Genomic DNA, 17,088 nt, shown 5'->3' with positions numbered 1-17,088 from the left:
CGGTTTTACATTCGACATCCATGTTGACTGACCCACCCCCATCGCGAGCAGGCTCGCTCCCACAGGGTCGCGCTTAACCTGAAAAACCATACATGCCGTCTTGATTGAGCGCGGCATACGGAGAACCAACATGAGCCAGACTCAGGCAGAACGACTCCAGGCGGAGCGCAAACTGGCGGAAAACCAGTTCGATATCACCCAGTACCAGCATGTGCCACGGCGTTATTACGGGCGGATTTTCTTCGCCACGGTAATCGTGATTGCGATTGTCGGCCTGGTACGGGCCTTCGCCGAAGGCAAGATCGAATGGTCGTACATCGGCCAGTTCCTCACCTCACAGGCCATTATGTGGGGCCTGCTCAACACCATCGTCATGGCGGTGCTGGCGATGGCGCTGGGCATCGTGTTCGGGGTGATCACAGCGATCATGCGCATGTCGGCCAACCCGATCCTGCGCTATGTGGCGCTGACCTACACCTGGCTGTTTCGCGGCACGCCGCTGATTCTGCAGCTGCTGCTGTGGTTCAACCTGGCGCTGATTTTCCCCACCATCGGCATCCCCGGCCTGTTCGAAATGGACACGGTGAGCCTGATGACGCCGTTCGTGGCCGCCCTCCTCGGCTTGAGCATCAACCAGGGCGCCTACACCGCCGAAGTGGTGCGCGCCGGTCTGCTCTCGGTCGACACCGGGCAGTACGAAGCCGCCAAATCGATCGGCATGCCGCGCCTGCAAGCCTTGCGCCGGATCATCCTGCCTCAGGCCATGCGGATCATCATTCCGCCGGTGGGCAACGAGTTCATCGGCATGGTGAAAATGACCTCCCTGGCGAGTGTCATCCAGTATTCGGAACTGCTCTACAACGCCCAGAACATCTACTACGCCAACGCCCGCGTGATGGAGCTGCTGATCGTCGCCGGTATCTGGTACCTGGCCACCGTCACCGTGCTGTCCTTTGGTCAAAGCCGACTGGAGCGTCGTTTCGCTCGCGGCGCCGGCAAGCGTTCTTGAGGAGTTCAACATGAGAAGCATCGTCAAGGCCGTGAGCCTGAACAAGTACTACGACCATTTCCACGCGCTCAAGGACATCAACATCGAGGTCGAGCAAGGCGAAGTGCTGTGCATCATCGGCCCGTCCGGCTCCGGCAAGAGCACCCTGCTGCGCTGCGTGAATCAGCTGGAAAAAATCGACAAGGGCGGCCTGTGGGTCGACGGCGAACTGGTGGGTTACCGCATCGCGGGCAACAAACTGCACGAGCTCAACGAAACACAGATCGCCCGTCAGCGCCTGGCCACCGGCATGGTGTTCCAGCGCTTCAACCTGTTCCCGCACATGACTGTGCTGCAAAACATCATCGAAGGGCCGTGTCAGGTGCTCAAGCGTTCGCCCAAAGAAGCGCACGAAGAAGCCTTGGAATTGCTCGCTCGCGTCGGCCTGGCCGACAAGCGCAACAGCTACCCGATCGAGTTGTCGGGCGGTCAGCAACAACGGGTGGCGATTGCCCGCGCGTTGGCCATGCGACCCAAGCTGATGCTGTTCGATGAACCTACTTCGGCACTCGACCCGGAACTGGTCGGTGAGGTGCTGTCGGTGATGCGCGATCTGGCGCAGACCGGCATGACCATGATCGTCGTTACCCATGAACTGGGCTTCGCTCGCGAGGTTTCCAACCGCATGGTGTTCATGGACGAAGGACAGATCGTGGAGGCTGGAAGCCCCGAAGAAATACTAATAAGTCCGCAAAACCCACGCACCCAAAGCTTCATTTCTGCCGTTCGAACCTAAGCGCCAGCCTCGCAAACCAAGAGCTGCGTAATAACACTCATAAGAGAACGACCATGAAGAACATAGTTATCCCAGCAGTACTCGCAGGCGTTATGGCTTCCAGCTTCACCTGGGCCGCCGAGCTACCGGCCAGCATCAAGGACAAGGGCGAGGTCGTTGTGGCAATCATGCCTAACTACCCGCCAATGGATTTCAAGGACCCGGCCACCAACACCCTCACCGGGCTCGACGTTGACCTGGGCAACGCCCTGGCCGAGCGGCTGGGCGTGAAGATCAAATGGCAGGAAACCGGCTTTGAGCAAATGATCAACGCGCTGACCACCGACCGCGTCGACATGGTGATGTCGGGCATGACCGACACCGCAGAGCGTCAGGCCAGCGTAACCTTCGTCGACTACTTCACCAGCGGTCCGCAGTTCTACACCTTGCAGAAGAACAAGGATTTCAACGAGATCATTGATTTGTGTGGCAAGAAAGTCGGCACCAGCCGCCGCACCACCTTCCCGGCGGAAATCGCCGAGTGGAGCAAGGCCAACTGCGAAGCCGCCGGCAAGCCTGCGATCAACGTGATCGGCACCGAAGGCTCGGCCGATGCGCGCGCGCAACTGCGTCAGAGCCGTATCGACGCGGCCATGCAAGGCAGCGAAACCCTGCCATACCTCAAGACCCAGGAAAAGGACATGTACAAAACCGTGGGACTGCCAATTTCCAAGCAGTTCACCGGTCTGGGCGTGAGCAAGAAAAAGCCTGAGCTGAGTGAAGCGGTGAAAGTGGCGATGCAGAGCATGGTCGATGACGGCAGTTACCAGGCGATCCTGAAGAAGTGGGACCTGGAACTGGGTGCAATCAAGACCGTGACCATTAACGCCGGCAAGTAATGCTTGCCCCGTAGGAGCGAGCCTGCTCGCGATAGCGGCCTGTCAGATGACATAGATGTTAAATGTGCCGGCCCCATCGCGAGCAGGCTCGCTCCCGCACGAGATCCGGGTCGATCATGATGTTGTGGCCCACCGAAAAACCTGTGGGAGCGAGCCTGCTCGCGATAGCGGTCTGTCAGATGACATGGATGTTGAATGTGCCGGCCTCATCGCGAGCAGGCTCGCTCCCACACTAAATCTGGGTCGATCATGATGTTGTGGCCCACCGAAAAACCTGTGGGAGCGGGCTTGCTCGCGAAGAGGCCCTGTCAGCCGGCATTGATGTTGACTGACACACCGCATTCGCGAGCAAGCCCGCTCCCACAGGGTTCGGCGTTTACTTTTAAATAGTTGGAGCACCACATGTCCTCCTCACCCCAACCGACCTGGCCGGACCAGCACACAGCCTGCCTCGCCCTGGCCTTCGACCTCGATGGCCCGACCGGCGATGCGATGCTCAACGGTTCGATCTGGCGTAAACCCGAGTATTTCGGTTTCGGTGGTTATGGCCCCTATCGGGCGCTGCCGCGGATTCTCGATTTGCTCGACGAGTTCCGGATCCCGACCACGTTTTTCGTCCCGGCCTGGGTCGTGGAGAACTGGCCGAAACAGTGCCAGGCGATTGTCGAGCGCGGGCATGAGGTGGCTTACCACGGCTACAAACACGAATCCTTTTACGCCCTGACGCTGGACCAGCAGAAGGACGTGATGCACAAATCCCGTGAGGTGTTCTGGAAGTATCTGAACATCCGCGCCGAAGGTTTCCGCACACCATCCGGCGACTGGCGAGCCGAAACGCCGGCCATGCTGGTGGAAGCCGGCGTGACTTATTCCAGCAGCATGCGCGGCGATGATCGGCCGTATCTGGTCAACGTGCCGGGCTTCGATACGCCACTGGTGGAAATCCCCGGCCGCTGGGAAATGGACGACTACGCCTCCCTCGCCTACACCCGCGCGCCGGACTTTCCGTCGGGACTGGACCGCACCGCCAGCTACGCGCTGACCCTCGACAACTGGTGCCGCGAGTTCGACGGCGCCATGGACGAAGGGTTGTGCCTGACCACCCTGTTCCACCCCAAGATTACCGGCAAGCCGGGGCGCATCCTGCTTCTGGAAAAACTCTTCGAACGCATGCGCCAACGCGACGACGTCTGGTTCGCCACCTGCCGCGACGTCGCCCACTGGTGGCTGAAGGAGCATCACCATGGTTGATTCCATCGTCTGGCCCAAAGGCTACCGCTGCGCCGTGGTGCTGACCGTCGATTACAACGACATCCACGGCATCCTCACCCAGGCGCCGGAAGTCGCCGGGCGCGACAAGACTTTATCGGTGTGGCGCTACGGCACCCAACGCGGCGTCGAGCGTTTGCTCAGGCTGTTCGAAGAGCTTGGCGTTTCCAGCAGTTGGTTCATTCCCGGCATCGTCGCCGAGGAAAACCCGCAGCACATACGAGCGATCCAGGCTGACGGGCATGAGATTGCCTGCGCCGGGTATCGCCATCAGAACTACGACAAGCTGACGCTGGCCGAGCAAAGCGCCGAGGTCGCCAAGGGTTGCGCGGCATTGAGCGCGTTGATCGGTCATCGTCCGACAGGCTTTCGTATTCCGGCCGGCAACGGTGCGCCCGGCTTCATTGAAGCGTTAAGGGAGCATGGCATCCGCTGGGACTCGTCATGGCGCGGCGATGATTTGCCCTTCGCTCATCCGACGGCGCCCGAAGTGATCGAGCTGCCGTTGCACTACGAACTGGAAGATGAGCCCTACTTCGCCTTCAACCTCAGCCCGGCGGTGCCGCCGGCGCAATCGCGGATTGCCTCTTACAGCCATACGCTGGGCAACCTGCAAATGGACTTCGCCGGGTTTCACCGCTTCGGGCTGTGTTACGTGCTGCGGCTGCACCCGGAGATCATCGCCACGCCCGGGCGGATCGGCGTGTTGCGCGAATTGCTACAAAGCATCCAACAACACGATGACGTATGGATCGCCACCGGTGCCGAGGTCGCTCAATGGTGGGCTGAATGGGCAGCGCCCGTGGCCGAGGATCATCCGGCAGCCGTGTACGAACGTCATTACCGGGATTACGGCGTATGAAAGATCAACAGATCTCAGCCTTCGGTAGCGCCTACGATGGAGTCGTGCGGATGGAGCGGTTGGCACAGTTCTGCGTCGATACTCGCTTCGAAGATTTACCTCCCGCGTTGGTTGCGCAAGCCAGGCGACACATCCTCGACACCTTCGGCGTGACCCTGGCCGGGGCTGGCAGTGATGTGGCGAAGCAGGCGCGCCAGGTTTTCGAAGGGGAAGCCGGCAGCACGTTGGTCTGGGGTACCGGTCAGCGCGTCGGCGCAGCGCAGGCCGCCATGCTCAACGGCATCGCCGCGCATGCCCTGGAGCTGGACGACACCGGCGGCTGCGACCATTCCGGCGCGGTGGTGCTGCCGGCGGTGATGGCTGCGCTCTCGATGTCGGTAAAACCGGTAAACGGCCGCGAGTTGATCACCGCCGTGGTGATCGGCTACGAAATCGGCCGCCGGGTACTCGAAGCCTGCGGCAGTTACTCGGCCCACAACGGCGCCGGTTGGCACTCCACCGCGACGTGTGGGGTGTTTGGCGCAGCGGCGGCCAGTGCACGAATTCTGGGGCTGGATGCCCAACAAACCCTGGCGGCGCTGGGCATTGCCGGCAGTTTCAGCGGCGGCCTGTGGGCGTTCATTCATGACGGCTCACAAAGCAAAAAACTCCACAGCGGACGGGCTGCCGAAGGTGGATTGTTGGCGGCGCGATTTGCGCAACATGGCATCACCGGGCCGACAAAATTGTTCGATGATGTCTGGGGCGGTTTTCTCAAGACCCTCGCGGCGGATACCGCCGTACCCGAGGCACTGGATGCCGAACTGGGACAGGTATGGAAACTCGCCCGCTGCTCGATCAAACCCTATGCGGCATGCCGGGGGACGCATTCGGCGATCGATGCATTGGGCCTGTTGCTGGATCAATTGCAGGTCAGCGCGGATCAGGTCGAGAGCGTTCAGGTGTCGTTGTGCGGATTTCTTCAGGACATGTGTGGCGGTCAGGGCATCAACACCCTGCCGGCTGCGCAAATGAGCCTGCGCTATGCCCTCGCCGCCCAACTGGTCCATGGGCATTGCCGGTTGGAAGCCTACGACGACGAACAGCGCCACCATCCGCGAATTGCTCACTGGATGTCACGCATTCACCTTGAAGTCGACCCGCTACTGTCGGAGGATGGCGAGCCTGTGGTCAGCCTGCAGACCGTGGACGGTCGGCACGCAAGCCTGTGTGTTGAGGTGCCGCTGGGTGCGCCGGGCAATCCGCTGAGTGATGAGGCGCTGGAGGAGAAGTTCTTCAGTCTGGCGGGGCGGGTTATGCCGCAGGAGCAGGCGAAAGGGTTGCTTGAGCAGTTGTGGCGGCTGGAAGAGCTGGAATCGGTTCGGGCGCTTGATCGGTGGTTGAATTGAATATTGCGTTGCCTTCGCGGACCTCATCGCGAGCAGGCTCGCTCCCACATTTGAAATGCGTGCCCCTGTGGGAGCGAGCCTGCTCGCGATTGGCGGCGACACCTCGCTAAAATCTGAAATAAGGACATTTGCCCCACCGTGGCCACTTACGCCCTCGTTATCCGCCGCTTGATGATCGTTTCGCTGACCATCGTCGTCAGCCGCGCCATTACCAGCCCGTTGCTCACCCTGTTTCTGAGCAACAAACTCGGCCTCAACCAACAGGACGTCGGCCTGTTGTTGGGTATCGCGGTGTTCATCGCCACCCTGCTCGCGCTTTACGGCGGTTACATCATCGACCGCCTCGAAAAACGTCGGCTGCTGATTCTGACCATGCTCTCCAGCGCCATCGGTTTCGTGTTGCTGACCTTCGCCGAAAACCTCTACCTGACCACCGCCACCCTGGTGATCACCGAAACTGCTTCGGCGCTGTTCCTGATCGGGTCCAAGGCGATCCTCAGCGAAAACCTGCCCGTGGGCCAGCGCGCCAAGGCTTTTTCACTGCGCTACACCCTGACCAATATCGGCTACGCCACCGGCCCGATGCTCGGCGTGGTGATCGCCGGGGTGCAGCCAACAGCTCCATTCCTGATCGCTGGCGGCATCGCATTCTTCAGTATTTTCCTGATGAGCGGGATTCCCAAAGACCCGGCCCAGACACCTGCCATTGGCCAGCCCCAGAGCTTCCTCAAAACCCTGATCACCCTGAAGAACGACCGCACACTGATCATGTTCACTTGCGGCTGCCTGCTCAGCACCGTGGTGCATGGTCGTTTCACCCTGTATTTGTCGCAATACCTGCTAGTCACCCAAGACACCAAACGCGCCCTGGAAACCATGGCCGCCCTGCTCGCCTGCAACGCCATCAGCGTGATCCTGCTGCAATACCAGATCGGCCGGTTCCTCAAGCGCGAACAACTGCGTTACTGGATTGCTGGCGGCACCAGCCTGTTCATCTTCGGGTTGATCGGTTTCAGCCTGGCTGACAGTCTGGTGAGCTGGTGCGTGGCGATGTTCATCTTCACGCTTGGCGAAATGATCATTTACCCGGCCGAATTTCTGTTCGTCGACACCCTGGCCCCGGAAGAACTGCGTGGCAGCTACTACGGCGCGCAGAATCTCGCAGCCCTCGGTGGGGCGCTGAGCCCGGTGATCTGTGGCTATCTGCTGCTGCACACGCCCGCGCCCACCATGTTTTATGCACTGAGTGCGTTGACGGCGATGGGCGGTTTGCTGTGCTTCATGAGCGGTCGGCGCGTGGCAATACTGCAAAAATAATGCACTGAAACAGCATTAATATGAATTTGTCAGCATAAGGAATGATCGGCACACTGTGCGCCGTTCCTCCCCCAATAGTTGGAACTACTTCAAGGGCTTTCTGGGTATCCCAGCTAAGCCTTTTTTTTGCCTAGATTTTTTACGGATTGTTTGCCTCATGTTCGCTCGCTGGTTACCTGCCGCCATCAACACCCGTCCTTCAGAATGGAGTCGCGCCGCCATCGGCATGTCACTGGGCACGATGTTCAGCGTCTGGCTCTGCAGTCAGGTATTCGGCATGCAAGTGGCGCTGCATCTGATCGGCCCGCTGGGCGCCTCGGCGGTGCTGTTGTTCGCTGTGTCCTCGGGCGCGCTTGCCCAGCCGTGGTCGATTCTTGGCGGTTACCTTTGCGCGGGAGTGGTGTCGCTGCTGGTCGCTCATGTGCTCGGACGCAGCCTCGGCAGCGCATGCCTGGCGGCGGGCATGGCGCTGATTCTGATGTGTTGGTTGCGTTGCTTGCACCCACCGGCCGGTGCCTTGGCGTTGCTGATGGTGGTGGCAGACCCGGCGACCATCGCCCTGGAGTGGAAAGCCCTCGGCCCGGTGATGCTCAGTGCCTCGACGATGCTGCTCTGCGCATTGGCGTACAACAATCTGACGCGCATTCGTTACCCCAAACGTCCCGCTGAACCGGCACCGATGATGCCCGTTCCCGACAGCCAGGCGATCACTGCCGCGGATCTGAAACTGGCCCTCGCCGAGATGGAGGCCTTCTACGACGTCACCCCCGAAGACCTCGAGCAGTTGATCCATGCCAGCGAGTTGCATGCCAGGCGGCGCAGTATCGGGGATGTATTTGCCAACAAGGGGTGAAGATCAAAAGATCGCAGCCTTCGGCAGCTCCTACGTGGTCCATGTGCACCGCAATTTTGCGCATGAACACCAATCCCGTAGGAGCTGCCGAAGGCTGCGATCTTTTGATCTTGCTTTAAGGCAAAAACGCAAACTAACCCTGCACATATGCCGGTTGTACATCACAAATTTGCACTGATACGATCCAGCATCGCTCGCGCGCGGGCTTCTCTAGAAAGAACAATAAAAGCAGGGAGTTAGTGATGACTGCTCAGGTTTCATCCCCGATAACACAGCCCATGGATGCCACGCAAAACGAAGTGTTGGCCGAGGTTCGCAATCACATCGGTCACCTGACCCTCAATCGCCCCGCCGGCCTCAACGCCATTACCCTGGACATGGTTCGCAGCCTGCAACAGCAGCTCGATGCCTGGGCACAGGATCCGCAGGTAAACGCAGTGGTGTTGCGTGGTGCCGGCGAAAAAGCTTTCTGTGCCGGCGGCGATATTCGCTCGCTGTACGACAGTTTCAAAAGCGGCGACACCCTGCACGAAGACTTCTTCGTCGAGGAATACGCCCTCGACCTCGCCATCCATCACTATCGCAAACCGGTCCTGGCCTTGATGGACGGCTTTGTGCTGGGCGGTGGCATGGGGCTGGTGCAAGGCGCCGATTTGCGGGTGGTCACCGAGCGCAGCCGTCTGGCGATGCCCGAAGTGGCTATCGGTTATTTCCCGGACGTTGGCGGCAGTTACTTCCTGCCGCGCATCCCCGGTGAGCTGGGCATTTATCTCGGGGTCAGCGGCGTGCAGATTCGTGCCGCCGATGCGCTCTATTGCGGCCTGGCCGACTGGTATCTGGACAGCGCCAGCCTGAGCACGCTGGACGAGCAACTCGATCACCTCCAATGGCACGACACGCCGCTCAAGGACCTGCAAGGCGTGCTGGCGAAACTCGCCGTGCAGCAGCTGCCGGTAGCGCCCCTGGCGGCGTTGCGGCCGGCCATCGATCACTTCTTCGCCCTGCCCGATGTGCCGAGTATGGTGGAACAACTGCGTGAAGTGACCGTCGCCGATAGCCACGAGTGGGCCACGGCCACCGCCGACCTGCTGGAAAGCCGTTCACCGCTGGCCATGGGCGTGACCCTGGAAATGCTGCGGCGCGGTCGGCACCTGAGCCTGGAACAGTGCTTCGCCCTCGAACTGCACCTGGATCGCCAGTGGTTCGAACGCGGCGACCTGATCGAAGGCGTGCGCGCCTTGCTGATCGACAAAGACAAGAACCCGCGCTGGAATCCGCCGACTCTGCAGGCGCTAGACGCCGGGCACGTGGCGAGTTTTTTCACCGGGTTCGACCCAAGCTGGAGCTGAGCCATGCACGATATCGAATTGAGCGAAGAGCAAGTGATGATCCGCGACATGGCCCGGGATTTTGCCCGCGGCGAAATCGCGCCCCACGCACAAGCCTGGGAAAAGGCCGGCTGGATCGATGACGGTCTGGTGGCGAAGATGGGTGAACTGGGTCTGCTGGGCATGGTGGTGCCCGAGGAATGGGGCGGCACTTATGTCGACTACGTGGCCTACGCCTTGGCGGTGGAAGAGATTTCCGCCGGTGACGGCGCCACCGGTGCGCTGATGAGCATCCACAATTCCGTGGGCTGCGGGCCGGTGCTCAACTACGGCACCGAAGCACAGAAACAGCAATGGTTGCCGGACCTTGCCAGCGGCCAGGCCATCGGTTGCTTCTGCCTCACCGAACCCCAGGCCGGGTCCGAAGCGCATAACCTGCGCACCCGCGCCGAACTGCGTGACGGCCAGTGGGTGATCAATGGCGCCAAGCAATTCGTCAGCAACGGCAAACGGGCGAAACTGGCGATCGTGTTCGCCGTGACCGATCCGGAGCTGGGCAAGCGCGGCATTTCGGCGTTCCTGGTGCCGACCGAAACTGCGGGTTTCATTGTCGACCGCAGTGAACACAAGATGGGCATCCGCGCTTCTGACACCTGCGCCGTGACCCTGAACAATTGCACCGTTCCCGAGGCCAATCTGCTGGGCGAGCGCGGCAAAGGCCTGGCCATTGCCCTCTCCAACCTCGAAGGCGGCCGCATCGGCATCGCCGCGCAAGCCTTGGGCATCGCCCGGGCAGCGTTCGAAGCAGCGCTGGCTTACGCGCGGGATCGGGTGCAGTTCGACAAGCCGATCATCGAGCACCAAAGCATCGCCAATATGCTAGCCGACATGCACACCCGACTGAACGCCGCACGCTTGCTGATCCTGCACGCCGCACGGTTGCGCAGTGCTGGCAAACCGTGTCTGTCGGAGGCTTCACAGGCCAAGCTGTTTGCCTCGGAAATGGCCGAGAAGGTCTGCTCGTCGGCGATACAGATTCATGGCGGGTATGGGTATCTGGAAGATTACCCGGTGGAGCGCTACTACCGGGATGCGCGGATCACGCAGATTTATGAAGGGTCGAGCGAGATACAGCGGATGGTGATTGCCCGGGAGCTCAAGCACTACCTGGTTTGAAGCCTTAAAAGCATCGCGAGCAGGCTCGCTCCCACAGTGGATCTCCAGTGTTCATGAGATCCCTTGTGGGAGCGAGCCTGCTCGCGATGGCGTCAATCAGAACGCTACATCACTTGCCTTGGAATTCGGCGTCACGCTTGGCAATAAACGCCGCCATCCCTTCCTTCTGATCCTGCGTGGCAAACGCCGCATGGAACACCCGGCGCTCAAAGCGCACACCTTCCGACAGGCTGACTTCAAAGGCGCGGTTGACGCTTTCCTTGACCATCATCGCAATCGGCAGCGACTTCTTGGCAATCAGCGCCGCGACTTTCAGCGCCTCTTCCAGTAGCTCATCCGCCGGCACGATCCGCGCAACAATGCCGCAGCGCTCTGCTTCTACGGCATCGATCAAACGCCCGCTCAGGCACATTTCCATGGCTTTGGCCTTGCCCACCGCGCGAGTCAGGCGCTGGGTGCCGCCCATGCCCGGCAACACACCGAGGTTGATTTCCGGCTGACCGAATTTGGCGTTGTCGCCCGCCAGAATGAAGTCGCACATCAACGCCAGTTCACAACCACCGCCCAAGGCGAAACCGTTGACTGCGGCGATGATCGGCTTGCGGCGGTTGGCCACCCGATCGCTGTCGCTGAACAGGTCGTCGAGATAAATCTGCGGATAGGTCAGCTCGGCCATTTCCTTGATGTCGGCACCGGCGGCGAAGGCTTTTTTCGAGCCGGTCAGCACGATGCAACCAATGTTCGAATCGGCTTCCAGGCCATCGAGGGCGTGGTTCAATTCGCTGACAATTTGCGCATTCAACGCGTTCAAGGCTTGCGGACGGTTGAGGGTAATCAGGCCGACGCGGTCCTTGATCTCCAATAAAATCGTTTCGTAGCTCATATATGACTCCTGATAAACACTCGATCCCCCGTAGGAGCTGCCGCAGGCTGCGATCTTTTGATCTTGCTCTTCTGGCGGCATCAAGTGCGACACAAAAACAAGATCAACAGATCGCAGCCTTCGGCAGCGCCTACAGCGGTTCCTTCTCAAAGATTGCGCGAAATGACCATGCGCTGAATATCGCTGGTGCCTTCGTAGATCTGGCACACCCGCACGTCGCGGTAGATCCGCTCCAGCGGGAAGTCGTTCAGGTAACCGTAACCGCCAAGGGTTTGCAACGCTGAGGAGCAAACCTTCTCGGCCATTTCCGAAGCGAACAGCTTGGCCATGGACGCTTCGACCAGCGCCGGTTTGCCGCTGTCGCGCAATGCCGCCGCGTAATGCACCATCTGCCGGGCGACGGCGATCTGGGTGGCCATGTCCGCCAGCCGGAAGGCCACCGCCTGGTGTTCAATGATCGGCTTGCCGAAGCTCTCGCGTTCACGAGCATAGTCGCGGGCCGCTTCGAACGCGGCGCGGGCCATGCCCACCGATTGCGAGGCGATGCCGACACGGCCGCCTTCGAGGTTGGCCAGGGCGATCTTGTAGCCTTCGCCCTCCTCGCCCAGTCGATTGGCGACCGGGACTTTCACATCCTCGAAGAGGATCTGGCAGGTATCAGAGGCGTGCTGGCCGAGCTTGTCTTCGACTCGCGCGACTTTATAGCCCGGCGAATCGGTGGGCACGATCAGCGCTGTGATCCCACGCTTACCGGCACTCGGGTCAGTCACCGCAAACACGATCACCACCCCGGCGTTTTGCCCGGAAGTGATGAACTGCTTGCAGCCGTTGAGCACGTAGTGATCGCCGTCGAGCCGGGCGCGGGTTTTCAGGCTGCTGGCGTCGGAGCCCGCTTGCGGTTCGGTCAGGGCAAACGCACCGAGCATCGCGCCGCTGGCCAGCGGCTTGAGGAAGCGTTCTTTCTGCTCGTCGTTGCCGAACTTGAGGATCGGCACACAACCCACCGAGTTGTGCACGCTCATGATGGTCGAGCAGGCGCCATCGCCCGCAGCAATTTCTTCCAGCGCCATGGCGTAGGCCAGGTAACCGGTGTCACAACCGCCCCACTCTTCCGGCACCAGCATGCCGAAGAAGCCCAGGTCTGCCATCTCGCCGATGGCTTCCTTGGGGAAGCGATGTTCGCGGTCCCATTCGGCGGCGAACGGTTTCAGCCGTTCCTGGGCAAACTGCCGGGCCGCGTCGCTGATCTGAAGTTGTTCGTCATTGGGAATCATGCCAAGTCCTTAAAAATACAGTTGCCCTTGTAGGAGCTGTCGAGTGCAACGAGGCTGCGATCTTTTGATCTTGATCTTTAAAAAGCAAAGTCAAAAGATCGCAGCCTCGTTGCACTCGACAGCTCCTACATTGCTCCTACAGAAACCATGCGGGCCTTAGTAGAGGCACTCAACGGCCATGGCCGTGGCTTCGCCGCCGCCGATGCAGATCGCTGCAACGCCGCGTTTCAGTCCTTTCTGGCGCAAGGCCGAGAGCAAGGTCACGAGGATCCGCGCGCCGGACGCACCAATCGGGTGACCCAACGCGCAGGCACCGCCGTGGACGTTGATCTTCTCGTGGGGAATTTCCAGTTTGGTCATGGTCACCAGACTCACCACCGCGAACGCTTCGTTGACTTCGAACAACTCGACTTCGTCCAGGGACCAGCCGGTTTTCTTCATCAGTTTCTTGATCGCGCCCACCGGTGCCACCGGAAACAACCCCGGCGTGTCGGCAAATGCAGCGTGACCATGAATCACCGCCAGCGGTTTCAGGCCTTGTTTCTCTGCTTCGGAACGGCGCATCAACACCAGTGCCGCCGCGCCGTCGGAGATCGAACTGGAGTTCGCCGCGGTCACGGTGCCACCGTCACGGAACGCCGGTTTCAGCGAGGCGATCTTGTCCAGTTTGGCTTTCGGCGGCTGTTCATCATGGCTGATCAGCACTTGCTCTTTGCCGACGGTCACGGTGAGCGGCACGATCTCGGCGTTGAAGCTGCCGTCCTTGATCGCCTGTTGGGCGCGGGTGGTCGACGCGATGGCAAAGGCGTCTTGCGCCTCGCGGGTAAAACCGTTGATTTCAGCACAATCCTCGGCAAAGGTGCCCATCAGGCGACCTTTGTCGTAGGCATCTTCCAGGCCGTCGAGGAACATGTGATCAAGCACCCGGCCGTGGCCCATGCGGTAACCACTGCGGGCGCGGTCCAGCAGGAATGGTGCGTTGGACATACTTTCCATGCCCCCGGCAACGACCACATCGGCACTGCCGGCGATCAGCATGTCATGGGCCAGGATCGTGGCTTCCATGCCCGAGCCGCACATCTTGTTCAGTGTCGTGCAACGGGTCGACTTATCCAGCCCCGCGCCCAGTGCCGCTTGCCGCGCCGGCGCCTGGCCGAGGCCGGCGGAGAGTACGCAGCCGAACAGCACTTCTTCTACGGATTCAGGGGCGACACCGGCGCGTTCGACGGCAGCACGAATCGCTGCGGCGCCCAGCTGCGGTGCGGTCAGGCTTTTCAGTTCGCCCTGGAAACCGCCCATCGGGGTGCGGACGGCGCTGACAATCACAATCGGATCGTTGGAAAGTGTCATGTCTAATCCTCCTTATTTGGCGGCCATGCGCAAGGCACCGTCGAGACGGATCACCTCGCCGTTGAGCATGCTGTTTTCTATGATATGCCTGACCAGCGCGGCGTACTCGCCCGGCTTGCCCAGACGCGGCGGGAACGGCACGCCAGCGGCCAGAGACTCGCGCACTTCCGGGGTCATGCCGGCCATCATCGGCGTTTCGAAAATGCCGGGGGCGATGGTCATCACGCGGATACCGAAGCGCGCCAATTCACGGGCGGCGGGCAAGGTCAGGCTGACGATCGCACCTTTCGAAGCCGAATACGCGGCCTGACCGATCTGGCCGTCGAAGGCTGCGGCCGACGCGGTGTTGATGATCACGCCACGCTCACCGTCTTCGTCAGCTTCGGTTTCGGCAATCGCCGCGGCCGCCAGACGCAGCATGTTGAAGCTGCCGATCAGGTTGACGTTGATCACCTGGCTAAAACTGTCCAGCGCATGAAGACCGTTCTTGCCGAGGATCTTCTCGCCACGGACGATGCCAGCGCAATTGACCAGACCATTGAGGCCGCCAAACGCTTTGACCGTCGCCTGCACCGCCGCTTGCGCCGCCGTTTCATTGCTGATGTCCGCCACCACGCTTTGTGCGCCCAGACGTGCAGCCTGGGCCGCGACAGCTTCGGCGTTCATGTCCACCAGCATCACCTTGGCGCCGGCAGCGATCAGCATTTCAGCGGTGGCGGCACCGAGGCCGGATGCACCGCCGGTGACGAGAAAAACCTTGTTTTCGATCTGCATCATTGTTTCCTTGGATTCAAGCTGAAACGTTCTTCGCGGCGGCCTCTTGAGCCTTGGCGATTTCCTGGTTGCGCAAGATAAAGCGCTGCAATTTGCCGCTTGGGGTTTTCGGCAACTCGCTGACAAATTCGATTTCACGGGGGTACGCGTGCGCCGCCAGACGCTTGCGCACGTGTTGGCGCAACTCTTCGGCGAGTGCAGGTTCGGCGCGGTATTGCGGGCTGAGCACGACGAAAGCTTTCACCAGCTCGGTGCGCTCCGGATCGGGCTTGCCGATCACTGCGGCTTCGACCACTGCCGGGTGTTCGACCAACGCGCTTTCCACGTCGAACGGGCCGACGCGGTAGCCGGAGGTGGTGATCACATCGTCACTGCGGCCGACGAAGCTGATGCTGCCGTCCGGGTTCCACTCAACGGTGTCGCCACTCAGGTAATAGTTGCCGACGAACGCCTTGGTCGGCGCACCTTCGTAACCGCCGAACCAGCACATCGGCGACTGGGTGCGGTCGATGGCCAGAATGCCGGGCTGGCCGACGCCCAGTTCTTTGTATTCGTCGTCGAGCACCACGATGCGGTGGCCCGGCGAGGCGAAACCGGCAGCGCCGACGTGCACCGGATGATCGAGGCCATGGTGATTGCACAACACCATGCCCAGTTCGGTCTGGCCGTAATGGTCGTGGATCACCACGCCGAGGTTATCGGCGAACCAGCGGATCACTTCCGGGTTCAGCGGCTCGCCGGCGCTGCTGACGATGCGCAGCTTGCCCTTGATCGAGCGGGCAAACTCGTCGCCACCGGCAATCAGCAAGCGATAGGCCGTCGGCGAACCGGTGAGGTTGGTGATTCCGTATTTGTTGATCACCCGGCAGGTACTTTCGAGGGTGAAGGGGCCATCGTAAAAGGTGATCGGATGCCCCATCGCCATCGGCCCGGTGACGCCGAAATAGATGCCGTAGGCCCAACCCGGATCGGCGACGTTCCAGAACGCGTCTTCAGGGCGCAGGTCCACCGCGTCACGGGTGTAACTCTGGAACGCGACGATCGCCTTGAGCGGCACCGACAGCGCTTTCGACGGGCCGGTGGTGCCCGAGGTGAACATCAGCAGGAACGGGTCTTCGCCAGTCAGCAATACCGGTTCGCAGACGTTGGAGTAGTTGGCCAGTTCGGCCCAGAAACTGAAATCACCTCGAACAATACCTTGGCCTTTCGGGCCGCCAACGGTGACGATGGTCGGGCAGTCGGCCACTTCAGCGAGTTTCGGGCGATTGACCGCGTCGGATACCACCACTTTGGCGCCAGAACTGCTCAGGCGATGTTCGATGGCTTTAGGGCCGAAGGCGGTAAACAGTGGCTGATAGACCGCGCCGATGCGCCAGGTGGCGAACACGGTGATCAGCAATTCGATGTTGCGTGGCAGGAGGCCGGCGACCTTATCGCCCTTCTTCACGCCCTGGGCCAGCAGGAAATTGGCGAAGCGCGCGGCTTTGTCCTGCAAGTCGCTGAAGGTGTAGGTCGCGCTACTGCCATCGCGACCTTCCCAGAACAGCGCGATGCGCCCCGGCAAGGCATGCCGGTCGCAACACTCGACGCAGGCATTGAGCGCGCTCAACGACCCTGTGAGCGCGGCATCGACGGTGTGCTGATAATTGAACTGTGACGTGGCAGACAAGTAATCGCGCATTGCCAGAATCCCTGTGTGTTTTTATTAGGTTGGGGGAACCGTAAACAACAGGGAAATACTCGCTCTGCGCGGGGAGCGGGACAATGGTCAAAGCTATCAAGTTGTGTGACTGGTTTGGCCAAGGTTCGAAGGATGTGGCGGCTATAGGTGATCCCTGTAGGAGCTGCCGAAGGCTGCGATCTTTTGATTTTGATCTTCTGGCTGTATCGAGAACCGCACAAAATCAAGATCAAAAGATCGCAGCCTTCGGCAGCTCCTACGGAAGCAAATT

At 60.6% G+C, this 17,088-nt stretch carries 15 protein-coding genes; 10 read left to right on the top strand and 5 right to left on the bottom strand.

Annotation, left to right across the window (positions count from 1 at the left end):
- Positions 1–130: 130 nt before the first annotated feature.
- The 10 genes from ACZ89R_RS01470 to ACZ89R_RS01425 all read left to right on the top strand — a co-directional run bounded on the left by ACZ89R_RS01470 (position 131) and on the right by ACZ89R_RS01425 (position 10,855).
- A complete protein-coding gene (locus tag ACZ89R_RS01470; RefSeq protein WP_052966338.1) occupies positions 131–1,009 on the top strand; it encodes an amino acid ABC transporter permease in 879 nt (292 codons plus the stop codon).
- Between the two features lie 10 nt (positions 1,010–1,019).
- Positions 1,020–1,784, top strand: coding sequence for an amino acid ABC transporter ATP-binding protein (locus ACZ89R_RS01465; protein ID WP_429546978.1), 765 nt, complete (start codon positions 1,020–1,022; stop codon positions 1,782–1,784).
- A 53-nt stretch (positions 1,785–1,837) separates the two neighbouring features.
- Complete coding sequence (locus ACZ89R_RS01460) at positions 1,838–2,662, top strand: ABC transporter substrate-binding protein (RefSeq protein WP_429546979.1); 825 nt, start codon at positions 1,838–1,840, stop codon at positions 2,660–2,662.
- Positions 2,663–3,064: 402 nt separating this feature from the next.
- Complete coding sequence (locus ACZ89R_RS01455; RefSeq protein ID WP_429546980.1) at positions 3,065–3,913, top strand: polysaccharide deacetylase family protein; 849 nt, start codon at positions 3,065–3,067, stop codon at positions 3,911–3,913.
- Positions 3,906–4,793, top strand: coding sequence for a polysaccharide deacetylase family protein (locus ACZ89R_RS01450; protein ID WP_429546981.1), 888 nt, complete (start codon positions 3,906–3,908; stop codon positions 4,791–4,793). Before ACZ89R_RS01455 ends, ACZ89R_RS01450 begins: the two co-directional genes overlap by 8 nt.
- On the top strand, positions 4,790–6,181 hold the full coding sequence (locus ACZ89R_RS01445) for an MmgE/PrpD family protein (RefSeq protein ID WP_429546982.1): 1,392 nt from the start codon (positions 4,790–4,792) through the stop codon (positions 6,179–6,181). Before ACZ89R_RS01450 ends, ACZ89R_RS01445 begins: the two co-directional genes overlap by 4 nt.
- Before the next feature lie 138 nt (positions 6,182–6,319).
- The gene (locus tag ACZ89R_RS01440) at positions 6,320–7,498 is read left to right on the top strand and encodes an MFS transporter (protein ID WP_429546983.1); all 1,179 of its coding nucleotides are present in this window, start codon (positions 6,320–6,322) and stop codon (positions 7,496–7,498) included.
- Positions 7,499–7,655: 157 nt separating this feature from the next.
- Positions 7,656–8,351 carry an HPP family protein gene (locus tag ACZ89R_RS01435; protein WP_429546984.1) on the top strand — a complete coding sequence of 232 codons (696 nt, stop codon included), beginning with the start codon at positions 7,656–7,658 and terminating at the stop codon, positions 8,349–8,351.
- A gap of 242 nt (positions 8,352–8,593) precedes the next feature.
- Positions 8,594–9,700 (top strand): enoyl-CoA hydratase/isomerase family protein, encoded by a 1,107-nt coding sequence (locus ACZ89R_RS01430; RefSeq protein ID WP_429546985.1) that lies wholly within the window; start codon positions 8,594–8,596, stop codon positions 9,698–9,700.
- Between the two features lie 3 nt (positions 9,701–9,703).
- Positions 9,704–10,855: an acyl-CoA dehydrogenase family protein gene (locus tag ACZ89R_RS01425; protein ID WP_429546986.1), complete on the top strand. Its 1,152-nt coding sequence runs from the start codon at positions 9,704–9,706 to the stop codon at positions 10,853–10,855.
- A gap of 109 nt (positions 10,856–10,964) precedes the next feature.
- Here the strand turns inward: ACZ89R_RS01425 and ACZ89R_RS01420 are convergent, their stop codons facing one another.
- From ACZ89R_RS01420 to ACZ89R_RS01400, 5 genes are all read right to left on the bottom strand, one after another.
- A complete protein-coding gene (locus ACZ89R_RS01420; protein ID WP_429546987.1) occupies positions 10,965–11,738 on the bottom strand; it encodes an enoyl-CoA hydratase in 774 nt (257 codons plus the stop codon).
- Between the two features lie 146 nt (positions 11,739–11,884).
- Entirely contained in the window at positions 11,885–13,012 is a 1,128-nt protein-coding gene (locus ACZ89R_RS01415) for an acyl-CoA dehydrogenase (RefSeq protein ID WP_429546988.1), read from the bottom strand.
- 156 nt (positions 13,013–13,168) lie between these two features.
- Complete coding sequence (locus ACZ89R_RS01410) at positions 13,169–14,362, bottom strand: acetyl-CoA C-acyltransferase (protein WP_429546989.1); 1,194 nt, start codon at positions 14,360–14,362, stop codon at positions 13,169–13,171.
- Between the two features lie 12 nt (positions 14,363–14,374).
- The gene (locus tag ACZ89R_RS01405; RefSeq protein WP_429546990.1) at positions 14,375–15,136 is read right to left on the bottom strand and encodes an SDR family NAD(P)-dependent oxidoreductase; all 762 of its coding nucleotides are present in this window, start codon (positions 15,134–15,136) and stop codon (positions 14,375–14,377) included.
- Between the two features lie 16 nt (positions 15,137–15,152).
- Positions 15,153–16,817 carry an AMP-binding protein gene (locus ACZ89R_RS01400; RefSeq protein ID WP_429546991.1) on the bottom strand — a complete coding sequence of 555 codons (1,665 nt, stop codon included), beginning with the start codon at positions 16,815–16,817 and terminating at the stop codon, positions 15,153–15,155.
- Positions 16,818–17,088: the final 271 nt, after the last annotated feature.

Source organism: Pseudomonas sp. TE3728, assembly GCF_056279145.1.
Note: the sequence above shows the minus strand (reverse complement) of the source record. Positions and strands in the feature narration are given on the sequence as shown.